The sequence below is a fragment of the Bradyrhizobium genosp. L genome (genome assembly GCF_015624485.1).
Taxonomy (GTDB): Bacteria; Pseudomonadota; Alphaproteobacteria; order Rhizobiales; family Xanthobacteraceae; genus Bradyrhizobium.
In genome coordinates this window covers 1,251,046-1,268,564 of sequence record NZ_CP061378.1, presented here as the reverse complement: position 1 = coordinate 1,268,564, position 17,519 = coordinate 1,251,046, and the positions used below count along the sequence as shown (strand labels likewise).

The following is a 17,519-nucleotide window of genomic DNA, read 5'->3' as shown; positions in this document are numbered from 1 at the left end:
TTCGAAGACCAACGTTACGATCAGTTCGGCGTAAAGATAACCTTGCCCTTGAACGCCGCCGCCTGCGCGATCGCCTCGGAAAATCCCTCCAGGCCATGGGTCGCGACCACCGGCGCGCTGATCGCGCCGGATGCGACCATCGGCACCAGATGGTCGTACATCGCACCCGTCGTCTCGGCAGTCGCGGTCTTGTTCCAATGGCCGAGCCAGAAGCCGCGAACCGACAGCTCGGCGAAGATCACGCGCGGAGACGAGCCGGAGAACGGCTGTCCGCTCACCGCGCTGTAGATCACGATCACGCCCTTCGGCGCCAGGCAGTTCATCAGGTTCAGCGTGGACGCGCCGCCGACGACGTCGAGCCCCAACAGAATGGGCGCCCCGCCGGTTTCTCTCGCGACCTGCTTGGCGAGATCCGGGCTATCGACCAGCACCACGTCGCCGCCGAGCGATCTGACCTCGGCCACGACGTCCTCGCGCCGCACCACATTGACCGTCTTGATCCCAAGCGACTTGGCGATCGCGATCAACGCGCGCGCCGTCGCCGAATTGGCGCCGTTCTGGATCACCCAGCCATCGCGCGGGATTTTGACGAAGTCGGTCAGCAGCAGATAGGCCGTCGCCGGATTGACGCCGACCATGGAAAGCTGGCGGACGTCGGCATTTTCGGGCAGCGGGCGCTGCCACGACGCGGTGAACTTGACGCGCTCGGTCCAGGTCGCCGTCATGACGGGAACGAGCGTCCGGTCGCCCTCTTTCAGGTTCTTCACCTGCGATCCCCTGGCGACGACGCGCCCGACGCCCTCGATGCCCAGCGTCGCCGGCAGCGGCGGCAGATAGCCATAGCGTCCGGTGGCGATCAGGAAGTCCGAGCTGTTGATCGGCGCCGCTTCGACCGCGACGACGACCTCGTCGGGGCCGGGAGGACCGACGTCCGGCACCTCGTTCAGCTTCACCACCTCCGCCGGACGTCCGAACGTAACGACCTGAACCGCTTTCATGGCATCGCTCCTGCTTGTTATGTACTTATAAGTACAGAATTGGCCGAACGTCAACGCCCGAAATGGCGCTCTCGCAGACTTGAAGCTTCACAGCCGACGCGGAAGTACATAAAAGGCTGATATGGCCAGGCCACGCAGCTTCGACCCGAACGACGTGCTGGAAATCGCCCGCCAGATATTCTGGCAGAGGGGTTTTCAGGCGACGTCGCTCGACGAGATCACGGCGGCGAGCGGCATCGCGAAGCCCAGCCTTTACGCGGCATTCGGCGACAAGAACGCGCTGTTCCTGAAAGTGCTGGACCGCTACCACGACGGCATATTGGGCTGGGCGGAGCGCGTGCTGGCGCTGCCCGGTTCGGCGCGCGACGCGATCAGGCAGTGGCTGACCGGCTTCATTCCCTACTGCTCGGGCGAAAAGGGACAGCGCGGCTGCCTGTCGATCAACTCGGCGACCGACGGCTCGCTCGACCGGGTCGAGGTGCGCCGGAGCATCGAGCGCTACAATCGCCGCCTGGAAGAGCTGTTGCGCACGCGGCTGCGCGCCGACCGCGCCCAGTTCGGCAAGGGCTTCGATCCCGACACCACCGCGCACACGATCATGGTGGTGCATGCGGGACTGCTGGCGCTGGCGCATCAGACACCGGACTCGAAGCGGGTCAAGGCCGTCATCGACCAGGTAATGCACCTCGTCGCCTGAACGGCGCCTCGTCCAAGAGCCATCCGCCGATCTCTCGCGAACGTGATTACATGTTGATCGTCATTCAATTGACGCCCCGCGCGCGATAACCATTTCGGACGGGGTTAAATGGTTTTGGCGATTGGGGACGAGATGAACGACCGGCTTTCATGTGCGACACTCACTGCACTCGTGGCCCTGCTTGCGATGCCGGCCATCGGTCCGGCTCGGGCCCACGATCATCAGCACCCCGAGTTGAACGCCTGGTACGAAAGCCTGCATAGCGGCAAGGGGCCCTGCTGCGACGGCAGCGACGCGCAACGGGTCGACGACGCCGATTGGGACACCAAGAACGGCCATTATCGCGTGCGCCTCGAGGGCGAGTGGGTCGAGGTCCCCGATGAAGCCGTGGTGTCCGGCCCCAACCGCGCCGGCCGCACCATGGTGTGGCCATATTACCTGGACGGCCATCCCAGGCCGCGCTGCTTCATGCCGGGAAGCATGAGCTAGACGATCACCCACGCGCGGCACGCAGGGCTACGCGCCATGCGCGGCCCTGTTCGCGTCTCCGGAACAGACATAAAATCGTACAATTGCGACGCGTAATATTCCCGAACACGGCTGCACATTGCCGTGGCGCGGGCCCGTTGCGTTAAGAACGTTTCGTCAGTCAGGAGCGGCCTTGGACCTCATTCTGGTGCTTCAGTTGGCCGCGGCGATCATCGTCGCGCTGATCGCGGCCTACGTCCTGCTTCACTACGTGCTTTTCCTTCTGGTCACCCGTCCGAGAGATGCGAGCGAGATCGGCCACGGGCTCAATCAGTTCGAGCAGCGCCAACTGGTCGAGTGGGCGCCGCAGCCGAACGATTTCCTCAAGCACGATGACGAGACGCGAACCTATGACGACGTGTTCGGCACCTATCGCGACGAGCAGGCGAACTACAGCACCTGTGTATTCCCCCGAACGCCGTTCTCGCCCCCCTACGCGGCGGAATACATTCTTCTGAGGCCGAAGGACGGGATGCGGTTCCTGGATCTCGGCTGCGGATCGGGCGCCGCGGCGGCATACCTCGCCGGCCGGAGCAACATCGAGATGGTCTGCGTGACCAATTCACCCGTGCAGGCCGAGATCTGCCGGCGCAAATTCGCGAAGCTCGGCGGACGCGGGGAGGTGATCGTCACGGATTTCGACAGCCTCGACCTGCCCAGCGAAAGCTTCGATGCGATCTATTCGTTCGAGTCGATCGGTTACACCAAGGACCTCGATGCCTGGCTGGCCCGGTGCTGGCGAATGCTGAAGCCGGGCGGTCGGCTGTTGATCCACACGCCGGGGGCGCTGGATCATTGTCGCCGCGAGCAGGATTTTCGCAGCGTCACGGCCTTCTTCGACAACTGGCGCTACAATTTCGTCGGCGCCAACCTGCTGGTCTACAAGCTGCGCCAGCTCGGCTTCGGCCCGATCCGGTATCGGCGCCTGCCCTTCTGGGCCTGGGGCCTCACCTGGAATTTCATTCAACACCTGCTGCTGTGGAAGTACCGGCTGAAAATGCGCACATTCGTCGAGCTGGAGCGGATCATCTGGCGCACGTCGAAGACATTCGTGTTCGGCAACCCCTACAGCACGGTGCTGGCCATCAAACCCAGGGCTACACGGCCCGGCGAGGCCGCGCCGCGCACCTAAAGCGCGAGTTGGATCCGGCCGTCAGCGTCGGCCTCCGGTTTCGCCGGCACCGCGCAGCAGATCAGCACCTCGTCGTCGGCCACCTCTGCGGTCGGCTCCTTCAGATAGGTCACCGCGCCGGTCAGCAATCTGGTGCGGCATGATCCGCAATTCCCGGCGCGGCAACTGAAGGGCGGATTGAGGCCGCGCGCTTCGGCCAACTCGAGCAGCGTTCCCGCTTCCGGCGTCCAGCGCGCCTCCTTCGACGACTCGGTGAAGGCGACTGCGACCGCCGTGGTCGCGGGCGGGCGGCGTTGCGGCACGGCCTTGGTAAGGTCAGGCTTTCGCAGCAGCGACGACGGACCGAATGCCTCGGCGTGGATCCGGTCGTCCGCGATATTGTGGCTTCGCAGGCCGTCGTAGAGCGACTGCGTGAACTGCGGCGGCCCGCACAGATAGAAGTCGTAATCGTTGAACGGCAGCACGCGCGACAGCAGCGCCATGTCGATCCGACCCGCGGCGTCGTAATCGGCACCCTGCTCGGCTTCCTCGACGTTGCCCAGCACACGCACGATCCTGACGGCGCCACCGGCAGCTTCGGCCAATTGCTGCAACTCACGACCGAACGCACGGTCCTGCTTCGTGTGCGCGGCCTGGACCAAGACCGTCGGCCGGATGCCGCGGGTGCGGAGCCCCTCGTAGACCACGTGGCGCAGCATCGCCAGCATCGGCGTGATGCCGACACCGCCGGCAAGCAGCACCGCAGGCCGCTTCTCGCGCGCATCGATCGTGAATGCGCCATCAGGCGCCCGCGCCTCGATGATGTCGCCGACATGGATGTTGTCGTGCAGATGCCGAGACACCACGCCGTCGCGCTTCACGCTGATGCGGTACATCCCATCAGACGGCGCGACCGACAGTGTGTAAGTCCGGAAGACCGGCTTATCGGAGCCGGGCAACGACAGGCGGATCGGCAGATGCTGTCCGGCGCGGTGCGGCAGCAGCCCGGCCCCGTCATCCGGCTGCAGATGAAACGAGCGGATCGACGCGCTCTCGTCGACAATGTCAGTGACCCTGAACGGACGCCAGCGCGTCGCCAGCTCGGCCGCCCGAATGCGGTCAGCCGCCTGCGCCCAGTCGCCGGTCATCAGCGCGTTGGGCGACCAGCCGTCGCTGCGGAAGGCCCAGCGCAGCGGCAGCGCGCCGCGCCTGCGCACCACCCGTCGCGCTCGAAAGCGCCAGAGCCGCTCCGCGCCCTGGAACGCCGCGATCTCCGGCGAATCCAGCATCACCTCGGCATCGCCGGTGAGCTGCAGCATGTCGCCGGTCTCGAAATCGACGAACACCAGCCCGGCCTTGCCGTTGAGCAGGATGTTGCCGAGCGTGTTGAAGAACAGATTGCCGGCGAAATCGGGAATCGTGAGCCGGCCATCGTCGCCGACGCGAACGAAACCCGACTTGCCGCCGCGATGCGACACATCGACCTGGCGACGATCCTCGCGCTCGGCATAGGATGCCACGAAGAACGTGTCCGCCGCCTTGATCATGTCGCGCGCGGCCGCATCGAGCGCAGTGCTCTGTTCGACCGCCCCGGTGAACGGCGCGCTCGGCTCGCGGACGAGCCTGAAATCGCGCAGCTGGATATATTGCGGGCAGTTGCCGAAACTCTGATCGAGCTCGAAGCTGAGTGCCTTGCCCGACGCTGCACGCAGCACCCCGTTGGCGCGGTTGCGGCGCCGTGTGTGCAGTTCGATTCCCAACAGGCCGATCGCGTCGCCCGCCTGCATGCCCTCGCTTGCGGGATCGGTCGGGTCAGGCCGCGCATCGATCTCGAGGCTCCGCGATGTCGGCGAGGAGATGAAGCCGGGCCTGCCGGCGAGCAGCGTCACCCATGCGTCGCCGTTCCGATCGACGCTGCCCGCGACAATGAACGGAATCTGGCCGTAGAACTCGCGGTGCTGGTCTGGCATGAAGTCGCGCACCGCGCGCTGGCCGACGGCTTCCATCCGTTCGGCGACGCCGACCTTCTGCTGAATCGCCTTTTCGCCGGCGTGCCAGGTGGCGAGCTTGGTCTTGGTTCGTCTGTCGCTCATGTCGTTGCCCTCCCCTTGTCGGGACCGGACGAGGCGCACCCGAAGGCGCGCCCGGTCAACGTCTTATGCGGCGGCCGTCAGGCCGGCGGACGTCTTCGCAAACGGCACGAAGCCCGGCAGCGCCTCGATCCGGCGCAGGAAGGCGTTGACGCGCAGATACGGCGAGAGATCGACATTGCCTTCGGGCGCGCTCGACAGATAGCTGTAGAGCGCGATATCGGCGATCGTCGGCTGCGTGCCGACCAGCCAGTCGCGGCCGGCGAGATGGGCTTCGAGCCGCTTCAGCAGCACATGCGCACGGCCGATCACGTCTTCCGGATTGAATTTTGCGCCGAACACGGTGACGAGCCGCGCCGCCGCGGGGCCGAACGCGAGATCGCCGGCGGCGACCGACAGCCAGCGCTGCACGGCAGCAGCGCCCTTGGCGTCGGTGGGGAGCCAGTCGGTGCGGCCGAGCTTGGTCGCGAGATACACCAGGATCGCGTTGGAATCCGGAACGACGGTGCCGTCATCATCCAGCACCGGCACCTGGCCGAACGGATTGAGGGCGAGGTATTCCGTCGTCTTCTGCGCGCCCGATCGAAGATCGACTTCGATCAGTTCATGCGGAATGCCGAGCAGCGAGATGAAAAGGCGGGCGCGGTGCGCGTGGCCCGACAGTGGAAAATGGTAGAGCTTCATGGTCCGGTTCCTGAAATCGTGGTGGGGCTGTCCCGTTCACGACTTCAAGATGGCTCATTGCGCCGACCAAGAGAATTGGCGCCACCGGCACTTCATTATTGCATGAATTGCAATAAATACTGGGAACGGCCGGGTTCGAGCTGCGCCTACATCTCCACGATCACGTAATTGTCCTCGATGTGCACCGGAAAGGTCTCGGCCACGTAAGGGCCCTTCTGCAATTCCGCGCCGCTCTCGACCGCGACCGGGTAGGAGCGGATTTTGAGGCGGCTCGGATCGAACCAGGACTGGCCGTTGCGCATGTCGAACTCCCAGCCATGCCACGGACAGCGCAGCATCTCGCCGACGCGGTCGCGCTGGTAGATGCCGGGCTCCGGCGAGGTCAGCCGCGCGACGCAGGCCGCCTTCTCCAGCGGCGCCCCCTCATGCGGGCAGCGGTTGAGCAGCGCAAAGAACTCGCCGTTGACATGGAACACGACGATGTCGCGGCCCTCGATGCCGAACACCTTGTTGCCGCCGGCAGGAATCTCGCTGGTGCGCGCGACGATGTGACGGGCCATCCTCAGTCCTAGAACTTGTAAACCGCGCGCGCATTGGTGTTGAAGATCTTGCGCCGCTCGGCCTCCGTCAGCGGCGTCTTGAAGGCGTAGCGCGCGTCGTCATAGTCCCAGTGCGGATAGTCCGACGAGAACAGCAGGCGATCGATGCCGACCCATTCGATCAGCTGGCGCAGATGTTTCGCCTCGTCCGGCTCGTCGATCGGCTGGGTCGTGAACCAGAACTGATTCTTCACATATTCGCTCGGCTTGCGCTTGAGATGCGGCACCTCGCTGCGGAAGCGCTCGAAATGCTGGTCCATCCGCCATATCGTCGACGGGATCCAGCCGAAGCCGCCCTCGATGAACACGATCTTTAGTTTCGGGAAGCGCTCCGGCACGCCTTCGAGCACCAGGCTGGTGAGCATCGAGGCCATCGTGTGCGCATTCGACTGATGCTCCTCGCAGTAGTAGGACGGCCAGCCGCCGCCGGTCGGCGCGTGCCCGCCATAGCCGCCGACATGGATGCCGAGCGGCAGATCGAGCGCCTGCGCGCGCTCGTAGATCGGCCAGTAGCGGCGACGGCCGAGCGGCTCGTTGGCGCGCGGCGAGACGTTGATCTGGATGTATTCACCGGTCCTGGCGCAGCGCTCGATCTCGGCGAGGCCGAGATCGCTGCCGTCCTGCCCGACCAGGATCGAGGCCTTCAGGCGCGGATCGCGGTGCGCCCAGAACGCGAGCTGCCAGTCATTGATAGCGCGCTGGATCGCGGCGCCGAATTCGAGGTTCTGCTGCGAGAAGATGAAGAGGTCGAGCACCTGCAAGATGCCGAACTCGACGTCGAACGGATCGAGGTGCTGCTTGCGCATGAAGTCGAGATCGGAGCCGGGCACCCCCCCGGTCGGCGGCCAGGCGTCGCGCCGCGCAATCAGCGGCGAGGAACGCGGATACGGCGTGGTGCCGATATAGGGCGTGCGCAGATGACTGCCGTATTCCTTGAGATGCTGCTGCCAGCGCTTCGGCAGGAACTCGTTGAGGTCGTCATGCGAGTGGATGCTCGGATGGACGTCGCAGTCGATGATCCGCAGCCGCGTCGCCGCGGTCTTTTCTGTTTCCAGCATCGGGCGGTCGATGACGTCACTCATGCGCTGCTCCCTTAAGAGTCGAGCTTCAATCGCGGAAAGGTTTCGAGCGGATTGTCTTCGCACATCCGCTTGACGAGGGCCTTCGGCAGATGCGGCGGGATCGGGTCGTCGCCGTTGAACTGCCAGTGCGGATAGTCGGAGGCGAACAGGAACATCTTGTCCGAGCCGATCTGATCGATCACGTCGGCCACGCCGGTCGCATCCGGCGGGGCGTCGAACGGCTGCATGGTGACGCGGAAATGGTCGCGGATGATCGCGGCGGGCTCGCGCTCGACCCAGGGCACCTCGACGCGGACGCCGCGCCAGGTCTTGTTCGCCCGCCACATGAAAGTCGGCAGCCAGCTCACGCCCGATTCCATCAGCACGACGGTCAGGCCCGGGAATTTGCCGAACACGCCCTCATAGATCAGGCTCAACGCCTGCGCCTGGAAAGCCTGCGCCTCGGCGAGATAATATTCGTAGCGATAGGACGGCCAGCCGACCGAGCTCGGCGCCGTCCGATAGGCGCTGCCGGCGTGGATCGCGAGCGGCAGTCTGTATTTCTCAGCGGCCTGATAGATCGGCCAATAGTGCCGCCGCCCGAGCAGCGTCTCGCCCTGCGACGGCACCAAGATGGAGACGAAGCGATTGTCCTTGGCCCGACGCTCGATCTCCTCGACCGCAAGGTCCGGTGCCTGGATCGGCACCACGATCGAAGCGCGCAGCCGGTTGTCCTTGGCGAGCCATTCCGCCGCGATCCAGTCGTTGATCGCCTTGCAGAAGTCCGCCGCCATGTAGGAATCGAACACCGCCTGCGCGCCATAGACGACATTGCAGATGGCGTGGCTGGCACCGAGCTGGTCGAACGCGCCGCGCTGCACCATCGCAAGATCGCCGCCCGGCTTGCTGCCGTCGGCCGGCCGCCAGTCGGCCCGGCCGGAGAGCGGCATCGATGGCGGATAGGAGTTGAGATCGAGCCCATCGATGGCGCGGCTGACCACCTGCTCCTTCCAGTGATCGCTGAGATAGGGCAGCAGCGTGGTGCGCGTTCCCCCCACCGCGGGATGGATGTCGCAGTCGATGCGCATGGCCGCCATGACGTTTTCCTCGGCGTTCCTCGGACTTAAGCGTTCTTTGCCGTCATTGTTGGCGGCATCGCTGCCGCGAACCGGACTGTGACGCCGATGGCGCGATCGTGCAAGCCGATCCGCGCGGGGCCGCCCTGCCCTATCCGCGGAGCGGATTCCTCACGCGAAGTTGTGGGAGCGCTGTGAACCGCCTCACCATGATCCGACACAGCCCGTGGTAGCGATTCCGCGTCGCGAAAATGCGCAGTATGCGGGAGGCCAGGATGAAATTCACCGGATTGATGATTGTCACAGGCGCGCTCGCGCTGGCCGCGACTTCCAGTGCGTCAGCCGCCCCCGCGACCGCCTCCGGCTCGGTCGGATTGGCGCTGGCCGGCGTCGTCGCGCCCTATTCGCCGATGCCTGCCAAGGCGAAGAAGGCGGTCGCCGCGTTTTTCAACGGCAACAGCAATTTCCCCTGCACCAAGAAGATCGTGGTCACGGCGGACAAGGTCGTCTGCCGCGCCAGCAATGTCGACATCACTTCGCGCTCCTGCGAATTGACCTTCGGCCACCACACCCGCACCGTGAAGGGCGCCGAGGCCAACGCGATCTATGCCACCGTAGCACTGGCCGGCGTGCCCGGCGACGGCGCCGCCGGCACCATCTACGAGGCGCTGTCAAAACTGTCCTGCACGCTCGATCCGGCCGCGATCAAGGACAAGGCCGGCGGCGGCGCCGACTGCACGTTCGAGCCCGGGAATTAGAACACCGAGCATCTAAGCACTCAACGTCGTCCTGGCGAAAGCCAGGACCCATTACCCTGTTCGGGTTTTGTTGCGCGACGCTGGGGCCGCCATCCCACCACAGTCCATGTTCGGTGGTTATGGGTCCTGGCTTTCGCCAGGACGACTGGTTCAAAAATCGGCGCCGCAGCGCGCTATTCCTGAACAACAACACCAAGCCGTGCGCCGACGCGCCGTGCCGTCCCTTCCCGCTGCGCGGTAATGGCGCGCACAGACTCTCGCGATTGCGCGAGGATCGCGGGCGGCGCGGTCTCCGGCGTACCGCTGTCGAACGGCGGCTCCGGCGCATAGGCCATGTAGAGCTGGATCGCGCGCGCGGCATCGTCGCCGCGCAATTCGGCCGCAAGCCGCAACGCACCGTCGATGCCCGCGGTGACGCCGGCGGCAAAGATGTAGCTGCCGTCGACCACCACGCGCTCGTTGACCGGGATCGCGCCGAACAGCGGCAGCAGATGAAACGACGCCCAATGGGTGGTCGCCCTGCGTCCCTTCAACAGCCCGGCAGCGCCGCACAGCAGAGCACCGGTGCACACCGAGAAGATGCTGCATGCCCCCGCCGCCTGCTGGCGGATCCAGCCGAGCACCTCCTCGTCGTCCATCAGGGCTTCCTGGCCGAATCCACCCGGCACATGCAGGACATCGAGCGGCGGCGCCTCGGCCAGCGTGCCATCGGGCGTCAGCCGCAATCCCTTGACGTCGCGAACCGCGCCGGCCGTCTTGCCGTAGATGCGATAGGTCGCGTTGGGAATCCGCGACAGCACCTCGAAGGGGCCGGTCAGATCGATCTGGTCGACCGCCTCGAACAGCAGCGAGCCGATCTGCAAGTGAACGTCATGGGGGATCATCCGCCGTCTCCTGTTCCACTCTGGACAACACCAGGCTATCGCGCGACGTTCGCACCATGACGCCAAAACCCCCTCGTTCTCGGCCAAGCGACAGCCGGCTGGTCGAAGTCGTCGCCTTTCCGTCCGTGCAGTTGCTCGATGTCACCGGCCCGCTGCAGGTGTTCGCCTCCGCCAACGCGATGATGTCGAAGGCCGGCAACGCCGAGCCCTATGTCGTTCGCATCGTCGCGAGACACGGCCCGACGGTCGAGGCGTCGGCCGGCGTCGGGATTGCGGTGCATCCGCTTTCGTCCATCGATGCAGAGCTCGATACGCTGGTGATCGCCGGCGGCGACGGCGTCGACGCCGCAACCGAAGACACCGAACTGGTCGACTGGGTGCGTCGGCGCAGCAGGCAGGCGCGGCGCACCGCGTCGGTCTGCACCGGGGCTTTCCTGCTCGCGGCATCAGGCGCGCTCGACGGGCGGCGCGCGGTAACGCATTGGAGCTTCTGCGCCGAGCTCGCCCGGCGGTTTCCGCTCGTCAAGGTCGAAAGCGATCCGATCTTCGTCCGCGACGGTTCGATCTGGACCTCGGCCGGTGTCACCTCCGGCATCGACCTCGCGCTGGCCCTGGTGGAGGAAGACCTCGGCCGCGCCATGGCGCTCGCCGTCGCGCGCTACCTGGTCGTGTTTCTCAAGCGGCCGGGTGGACAGGCCCAGTTCAGCGAGATCCTCTCCTTGCAGGCGACCGACGACAGGTTCAGCGCCTTGCATGACTGGATCAGTGCCCATCTGGCCGGCGATCTCTCGCTGCCGACGCTGGCGAAGCAGGCCGGCATGAGCGAGCGCAGCTTCAGCCGGCACTATGCGGAATCGACCGGACTGACACCTGCGCGTGCGATCGAACGCCTGAGGGTCGAAGGCGCGCGGCATCTGCTGTCGGAGACGCGGCTGCCCATCAAACGCATCTCGCAACGTTGCGGCTTCGGCTCGGAGGAGACCATGCGCCGCAGCTTCCTGCGGCTGCTCGCCACCACGCCGCAGGACTACCGGGCCAGGTTCACCTGACGAGGATCAGCAAGCGCGGCGGCCTTGCGACCGCCGCGTAGCGCTTGGAACCGTGCCGGACGCACGTCAGCCGTTCCAGGCATGCGCCTGCAACATGTCCTCGAGCGGCGGATGGGTCACGTTGCCGGTGAAGTTGGTGATGGTCGAGGCGGCGACGATGTTGATCGTCTCGAGCAGCAGCTCCTTGCTGAAGCCGGCGGCCAGAAAACGCTCGATATCGTCGTCGTCGAGGCGACCGCGCGTCTCGATCAGCGTCCGCGCCAATGTCGAGAGCGCGCCGAGTTGCTTGTGTGCCGGCGAGCGGCCGGCACGCATCGCCTCGACGTCCGCCGGATCGAGGCCGGCCTGCAGGCCGAGCGCGGTGTGCAGCGCGACCGCCCAGGTGCAACGATTGGCCACGGCGTCGGTGAGCAGCACGGTCTGGATCTGCGGCTCGGTGAAGTTGCCGCCGTGAACCTTGTCGAAGATGCCGATGAAGCTCTGGATCAGCACCGGCGACGTCGCCATCGCGGCGGCGAGATTGGGGATCATGCCGAACCGCGCCTGTACGTCGTTCAGGGACGGCCTTGAGGCGTCGGGGGCGGTGTCGAACGTATGGACGGGAAAACGTGCCATCGGAAGGGCCTTTCGCGGGTTGGGCCGTGTTTCGCTGCACGCTATCTAGCTGCGGCGCGCGCCACGGCCTCGCCAAAGGCCCCACATTCCACGCCATCCCCGTCCAGCCATGGCCTCGTTCACCCCGGCGGCGCTTCGTCGCTCACCGGCGAGGTGATGACCAGGAACACGAGGTCGACCAGTCCGGAATTGGAGATCGCATGCTCGATGCCGGGCGGCAGGAAGATCACGTCATGCTTGCGCACGACGCGGGCAACGCCTGCGATCTCCATCAGCCCTTCGCCCTCGAGCACGTGATAGATCTGCTCCTGGACCTGATGCTTGTGCCGCGCGACATAGGCCATCGGCTGGTAGAGCGAGATGCGGTAGTCGAGATGGCGCGCACCTGCGGTCTCCGGCATCACCAGCGGCTTCGACAGCGCGCCGCCGAAATGGTTGGGAAACTCGCGCCACGGCACTTCGGCGATGTTGCGGATGAAGGCGCCGTTGGTATCCTTGTGCATCGGCTTTCGTCCCTGTTCCGGTTCAACCCTGTGCGAAGCGGTGCTTGACATAGAGCGCGAGCGGCACCGCATAGAAGAAATGCGACATGAAGCCGCCGATCACCACGGCGGGATCGAGATAGTTCGGATGGTTGTCGGAAACCACCGCGATCGCGACATGCATCACGATCCAGAGCAGGATTGCGAACAACAGCGCGACCAGCGTCGCCTCGTAGCCGCGGCGCTGGAACCAGGGCCACGCCAGCGCGAAGACGATGCCCCAGCCCAGCGCGAACACGAAGTGGATGCCGGTGCCGACCAGATAGGCGATCGCGCCGAGGGAATCCTGCACCGCCTTGCCGAACACCAGCCCGGTCGCGTTGCGCGGGATGCCGCCGAGCGGCATCAAATGCTGGATGCCGACCCAGACGACGGCCTCGTAGATCCAGATGATCACGCCGCCGATCAGGCCGCCGAGAAGGCCAATCCGGACCTTGTCGCCGGTGCCGGGTTCGCCCCGCACACCCGCCGCTGCTGCAATACGGCCGATCATGCTGTCCGGAGCCATCCGTGTCCTCCCGAGTGAGCCTGGCGTCAGCGCGTTACGATCATGCCGGCTGGTAACGCGTGCCGATGCCGGGCTTGCTCTGGCCGAGGCCCGGCAATTCCCACACGCCGGCACCGGACGGATTGACGTCGGCGGCGATGTCGACGTCGATCAGATACGGCTTGTTGGCGGCGATGCCCTTGCGCACGGCCTCGCCGAGGTCGGCGGCGCGGTCGACGCGAACGCCTTCGACACCGCAGGCGCGCGCCATCGCGGCGAAATCCGGATTGTAGCGCTCGCCCGACGCCGGATCGTGAAAATCGGTCGCGAGCTCGCGGCCGCCGAGATAGCCGCGCTGCAACCCGCGAATCGAGGCATAGGCGTAGTTGTTCCAGACCACCCAGACCACCGGCAGATTATATTCGACTGCGGTGCCCAGCACGTTGGCGTGCATGAAGAAGGCGCCGTCGCCGCACACCGAGACGCAGGGACGGTCGGGTGCCGCGAATTTCGCGCCCATCACGCCGGCAACGCCGAAGCCCATCGGACCGAATCCCATCGAGCCGATCAGCGAATCCGGCCGCCGCGGCTTGCAGAAACCGAGCAGCCAGTTGTGATGTACGCCGATATCGCTCACCAGGATCGCATCCTCAGGCAGCGCCTTGTCGATCTCGGCGGCGGCGCGCTGCGGATTGATCGGCGTGGTGTCGTCGGAAAAGCCCGGCGCGACGAAGCGATCCCATTCCTTGCGATAGGTATCGATCTGCGCCAGCCATTTCGCGCGCGCATCGGCCTTCGCCGTGACGCTGGCGCGGCGGTCGAGCTCGGCATGGACCTGTTGCAGGAACACCCGCACATCGGCCATCAGGCCGAGCGCGACCGGATAGTTGCGGCCGATCTCCTCGGGATCGATGTCGACATGGATCAGCCGCGTCGGCGGGATGGTGAAGGAATAGCCGGGAATCCACGAGCTCGAGGTGCGGTCGTCGAAGCGGACGCCGAGCGCCAGCAGCACGTCGGCCTGGCGCGTGGCGTGATTGGCCTGGTAGTGCCCGGCGCGGGCGACGAGGCCGAGTGCCAGCGGATGGTGGCAGTCCAGCCCGCCGAGACCGCTGGCCGAGGCCGCCACCGGAATCTGCAGCCGCTCGGCGAGCCGCTTCAACGCCTCGGCCGCGCCGCCATAGCGGACGCCCTGCCCGATCAGGATCACCGGCCGCTCGGCGCCGAGCAGCATGTCGACGGCCTTCACCACGCCTTCCGGATCGGCGCCGCAGCGGCTCGAGATGTTGGCGTTCCAGCTTTGCGCGTTCGGCGCCTCCTCGGCCGCCGACTCCATGAACACATCGAAGGGCACGTCGAGCACCACGGGCCCCGGCCGGCCCGACGTCATCGTCTTCCACGCCTGCCGCACCGCGAGCGGCACCATTTCGCCGCGGGTCGGCTGGAACACCTTCTTGCACATCGTGCGTACGGTGGAAGGGAAGTCGGCCTGGTAGTGCCGATACATCTCCTGGAACGCGCCGCGGTTGAACTGGCTGGTCGGCACGTTGCCGGTCACCGCCATGAACGGCACGGAATCGAGGAACGCATTGGCGAGCGAAATCGGCAGATTGGCCGAGCCCGGCCCACAGGAGGTGAAGGTCGCGGTCGGCCGCCCCGAGACGCGGTAGTACACGTCGGCCATGAAGCCGGCGACGCTCTCGTGATGCACCGAGATGGTCTTGATGTCGGCCGAGCGCTCGTAGAGCGCGTCGATGAACTGGATGTTGCCGTGGCCGCAGAGGCCGAACACCTGCGGCACCTTCTCCTGGATCAGGTAGTCGACGATCACCTGGGCCCCGTTGAGCATGTTGCGCGACATCGACTGCACTCTCCCTCGAAGGCTCAACGAAGCTTTATGTCTCCGCGGCTCATGGGCGCCTTTTTTCCGCGGCCCACGATCGCGCTGCCGGTTGATCCGGCTTGGCGGGGGCCGACCGTATGTCTCATAATACTGTACGTCAATTGCTATTGTGATATACGCTGCGAAACCCGGCCGCGCGCCGTTCAGACCCAAGGGGCCCCGTGAAAGCACGCAGCAAGGACAACACAGCCGCGAAGCCCGCCAGCCTGCGCAAGGCCGCGATCGCAAAACTCGTGCAGTCGCCGCATCGCGATATCGACGAAGAGGCGGAGGACCGCGCGCGCGGCGGCGTGCAGTCGCTCGGCCGCGCCTTCTCGATCATGGAAGAGGTTGCCCGGCATCGCGACGGCATCGGGCTTGCCGACCTCAGCAAGCTGGTCGGCTTGCATAATTCCACCACCTTCCACCTCGCCAAGACGCTGGTCTCGCTCGGCTACCTCCGTCAGGAGAAGGATTCCAAGCGCTACCGGATCGGCCGGCCGCTGTTCGCGCTCGCCGCCAGCGCGCTCGACGAGATCGAGATGGTCAACGTGGCGACGCCCATTCTCGAAGATCTGTCGCGCGAGACCGGCGAGACCGGCCATTTCGCGGTGCGCATGGGCGATACCGTGGTGGTGATCGCCCGCACCGCAGCCCCCGGCGCATTCCAGCTCACCGACCGCGTCGGCGTGGTACGGCCGGCGCATTCCACGGCGCTCGGCAAGATCATCCTGGCCTCGCTCCGCCCTGACCAGCTGACGCGTTATCTCGATCGCGTCGAATTGAAACCCTCGACCGAGAAGTCGATCACCGAAGGTACTGTCCTGCTGCGCGAGATCGCCGAGGTCAGGCGCTCGGGAATTGCCTTCGACGACGGCGAGTACAATGCGGAGGTGCGCTGCATCGCCGTGCCGGTGATGGATTTCACCGGGCAGACCATCGGTGCGCTCGGCATTTCCGGCCCGATCTGGCGGCTCACCAACCAGGCGCTGCAAACCCACGCCAAGGCGGTGCGCGCCACCGCCAACCGCCTGTCGCTCGAGTTCGGCGCCAAGGGCGTCGTCAGGCCGGCATAAGACCAAAGACGCGACGGCGCTTTAAGCGTTGACAGTGCTCATCGCGTCCGGAAATATCCTCCAATAATAAAAAAGCATCTCTCACAATGTCGCATAAGCGACGAGAGACAGGCGCGCCCGGGAGGAGACCATGATCCGCTTCAGCCGACGCAAATTCCTGCAACACGGCACCGCGCTCGCCGGCGCATCGGCGCTCGGCTTTCCGTCGATCGTTCGCGCCGAGGCCGACAAGATCAGGATCGGCCATCTGACGCCGCTGACCGGATTCCTCGGCGCGCTCGGCGCCTATGCGCAGCTCGGCATCCGCATGGCGGCCGAGGAGATCAACGCCGCCGGCGGCGTGATGGGCCGGCCGCTCGACGTGCTCTCGGAGGACTCGGTCAATCCCGCCACCGCCGCGACCAAGGCGCAGCGCATGCTGGACCAGGACAACGTCGCGGTGCTGATGGGCGAGATCAACTCGGCCTCGGCGCTGACCATCATGCAGGTCGCCGACCGCAACAAGCGGCTGTTCATGCAGATCGGGGCGCGCTCCGACGCGCTGCGCGGCAAGAACTGCAACCGCTACACCTTCCACGTCGACATCCCCTCGACCGTGATGGTGAACGCGGTCGGCAAGGCGCTGGTGCGCGACAACATGATGAAGGACAAGAAATTCTACACCCTGACCGCCGACTACATCTTCGGTCATGATCTGGCGCGCGCGGCCAAGGCGTTCTTCGACGGCAATGGCGGCAGACTGATCGGCGACGAACTGGTCGCCACCGACGTCACCGACTTCAGCCCGTATCTCCTCAAGATCCGCCAATCGAAGCCGGACATCGTCTGCTCCAACCTCGCCGGCAACCAGGTCACCAATCTGATTAAGCAGTACGCCGAATTCGGCCTGCCCTATCCGATCGTCGGCTTCAACCTCAACACCGCCGATGCCTGGGCCGCCGGCGACGGCAATCTCAGCGGCACCTGGCCGACGGTCTGGTATCACACCTCGGACGTGCCGGCGTCGAAGACGTTCGTCGCCAACTTCATCAAGAAGTACGGCAAGCCGCCGGAGAACCACGCCTGGATCGAATATGTCTCGCTGAAGATGATGGCGCAGGCGATGACCGAGGCCAAATCGACCGAGACCGAGAAGCTGATCGGCTATTTCGAGAAGCAGACCGAGTTCGACATCCTGAAGGCCCGCAAGGCCTACTTCCGCTCCTGGGATCACCAACTGATGCAGGAAGCCTATCCGTTCACGGTCAAGCCGAAGGGCAAGGCAAAGGATCAATGGGACACGCTCGAACTCGGCGCGGCGATCCCCGAACCGAACGAGTCGCTGGAATCGATCGCGCTGACCAAGGAACAGAATCCCTGCGCGATGTGAGCAGCCGCGCGAC

18 protein-coding genes are annotated in these 17,519 nt (G+C 65.5%); 7 read left to right on the top strand and 11 right to left on the bottom strand.

Annotated elements, in window-relative coordinates; all coding sequences use genetic code 11:
- Nucleotides 1-20 precede the first annotated feature (20 nt).
- Nucleotides 21-998: a zinc-dependent alcohol dehydrogenase family protein gene (locus tag IC762_RS05885; protein WP_195787679.1), complete on the bottom strand. Its 978-nt coding sequence runs from the start codon at nucleotides 996-998 to the stop codon at nucleotides 21-23.
- Nucleotides 999-1,119: 121 nt separating this feature from the next.
- Between IC762_RS05885 and IC762_RS05880 the strand changes: the two genes are divergently transcribed.
- The 3 genes from IC762_RS05880 to IC762_RS05870 all read left to right on the top strand — a co-directional run bounded on the left by IC762_RS05880 (nucleotide 1,120) and on the right by IC762_RS05870 (nucleotide 3,355).
- A complete protein-coding gene (locus IC762_RS05880; RefSeq protein WP_195787678.1) occupies nucleotides 1,120-1,695 on the top strand; it encodes a TetR/AcrR family transcriptional regulator in 576 nt (191 codons plus the stop codon).
- Nucleotides 1,696-1,827: 132 nt separating this feature from the next.
- The gene (locus IC762_RS05875; protein WP_246801443.1) at nucleotides 1,828-2,184 is read left to right on the top strand and encodes a hypothetical protein; all 357 of its coding nucleotides are present in this window, start codon (nucleotides 1,828-1,830) and stop codon (nucleotides 2,182-2,184) included.
- A gap of 172 nt (nucleotides 2,185-2,356) precedes the next feature.
- A complete protein-coding gene (locus tag IC762_RS05870) occupies nucleotides 2,357-3,355 on the top strand; it encodes an SAM-dependent methyltransferase (RefSeq protein WP_195787677.1) in 999 nt (332 codons plus the stop codon).
- Here IC762_RS05870 and IC762_RS05865 read toward each other — a convergent pair.
- The 5 genes from IC762_RS05865 to IC762_RS05845 all read right to left on the bottom strand — a co-directional run bounded on the left by IC762_RS05865 (nucleotide 3,352) and on the right by IC762_RS05845 (nucleotide 8,865).
- The gene (locus IC762_RS05865) at nucleotides 3,352-5,427 is read right to left on the bottom strand and encodes a pyridoxamine 5'-phosphate oxidase family protein (RefSeq protein ID WP_195787676.1); all 2,076 of its coding nucleotides are present in this window, start codon (nucleotides 5,425-5,427) and stop codon (nucleotides 3,352-3,354) included. The two genes, IC762_RS05870 and IC762_RS05865, sit on opposite strands and share 4 nt — an antisense overlap.
- A gap of 63 nt (nucleotides 5,428-5,490) precedes the next feature.
- Nucleotides 5,491-6,108, bottom strand: coding sequence for a glutathione S-transferase family protein (locus tag IC762_RS05860; protein ID WP_195787675.1), 618 nt, complete (start codon nucleotides 6,106-6,108; stop codon nucleotides 5,491-5,493).
- Nucleotides 6,109-6,254: 146 nt separating this feature from the next.
- A complete protein-coding gene (locus IC762_RS05855) occupies nucleotides 6,255-6,668 on the bottom strand; it encodes a Rieske (2Fe-2S) protein (protein ID WP_195787674.1) in 414 nt (137 codons plus the stop codon).
- A gap of 8 nt (nucleotides 6,669-6,676) precedes the next feature.
- Nucleotides 6,677-7,789 (bottom strand): amidohydrolase family protein, encoded by a 1,113-nt coding sequence (locus IC762_RS05850; RefSeq protein ID WP_195787673.1) that lies wholly within the window; start codon nucleotides 7,787-7,789, stop codon nucleotides 6,677-6,679.
- 11 nt (nucleotides 7,790-7,800) lie between these two features.
- On the bottom strand, nucleotides 7,801-8,865 hold the full coding sequence (locus IC762_RS05845; RefSeq protein WP_195787672.1) for an amidohydrolase family protein: 1,065 nt from the start codon (nucleotides 8,863-8,865) through the stop codon (nucleotides 7,801-7,803).
- Nucleotides 8,866-9,119: 254 nt separating this feature from the next.
- Between IC762_RS05845 and IC762_RS05840 the strand changes: the two genes are divergently transcribed.
- On the top strand, nucleotides 9,120-9,602 hold the full coding sequence (locus tag IC762_RS05840) for a hypothetical protein (protein WP_246801442.1): 483 nt from the start codon (nucleotides 9,120-9,122) through the stop codon (nucleotides 9,600-9,602).
- A gap of 173 nt (nucleotides 9,603-9,775) precedes the next feature.
- Here the strand turns inward: IC762_RS05840 and IC762_RS05835 are convergent, their stop codons facing one another.
- Nucleotides 9,776-10,486 (bottom strand): DJ-1/PfpI family protein, encoded by a 711-nt coding sequence (locus tag IC762_RS05835; protein WP_195787671.1) that lies wholly within the window; start codon nucleotides 10,484-10,486, stop codon nucleotides 9,776-9,778.
- A gap of 56 nt (nucleotides 10,487-10,542) precedes the next feature.
- On the opposite strand from IC762_RS05835, the gene IC762_RS05830 reads away from it, so the two are divergent.
- Nucleotides 10,543-11,535, top strand: coding sequence for a GlxA family transcriptional regulator (locus IC762_RS05830; RefSeq protein ID WP_195787670.1), 993 nt, complete (start codon nucleotides 10,543-10,545; stop codon nucleotides 11,533-11,535).
- Nucleotides 11,536-11,601: 66 nt separating this feature from the next.
- On the opposite strand, the gene IC762_RS05825 is transcribed toward IC762_RS05830, so the two are convergent.
- From IC762_RS05825 to IC762_RS05810, 4 genes are all read right to left on the bottom strand, one after another.
- Nucleotides 11,602-12,150 (bottom strand): carboxymuconolactone decarboxylase family protein, encoded by a 549-nt coding sequence (locus tag IC762_RS05825; RefSeq protein WP_195787669.1) that lies wholly within the window; start codon nucleotides 12,148-12,150, stop codon nucleotides 11,602-11,604.
- 119 nt (nucleotides 12,151-12,269) lie between these two features.
- Entirely contained in the window at nucleotides 12,270-12,653 is a 384-nt protein-coding gene (locus tag IC762_RS05820) for a cupin domain-containing protein (protein ID WP_195787668.1), read from the bottom strand.
- Nucleotides 12,654-12,675: 22 nt separating this feature from the next.
- Nucleotides 12,676-13,200 carry a hypothetical protein gene (locus tag IC762_RS05815; protein WP_246801441.1) on the bottom strand — a complete coding sequence of 175 codons (525 nt, stop codon included), beginning with the start codon at nucleotides 13,198-13,200 and terminating at the stop codon, nucleotides 12,676-12,678.
- Between the two features lie 40 nt (nucleotides 13,201-13,240).
- Nucleotides 13,241-15,040, bottom strand: coding sequence for a thiamine pyrophosphate-binding protein (locus IC762_RS05810; protein ID WP_195787667.1), 1,800 nt, complete (start codon nucleotides 15,038-15,040; stop codon nucleotides 13,241-13,243).
- 203 nt (nucleotides 15,041-15,243) lie between these two features.
- On the opposite strand from IC762_RS05810, the gene IC762_RS05805 reads away from it, so the two are divergent.
- Together IC762_RS05805 and IC762_RS05800 are read left to right on the top strand one after the other, a co-directional pair.
- On the top strand, nucleotides 15,244-16,137 hold the full coding sequence (locus IC762_RS05805; protein ID WP_195787666.1) for an IclR family transcriptional regulator: 894 nt from the start codon (nucleotides 15,244-15,246) through the stop codon (nucleotides 16,135-16,137).
- Between the two features lie 130 nt (nucleotides 16,138-16,267).
- The gene (locus IC762_RS05800; protein WP_195787665.1) at nucleotides 16,268-17,506 is read left to right on the top strand and encodes an ABC transporter substrate-binding protein; all 1,239 of its coding nucleotides are present in this window, start codon (nucleotides 16,268-16,270) and stop codon (nucleotides 17,504-17,506) included.
- Nucleotides 17,507-17,519: the final 13 nt, after the last annotated feature.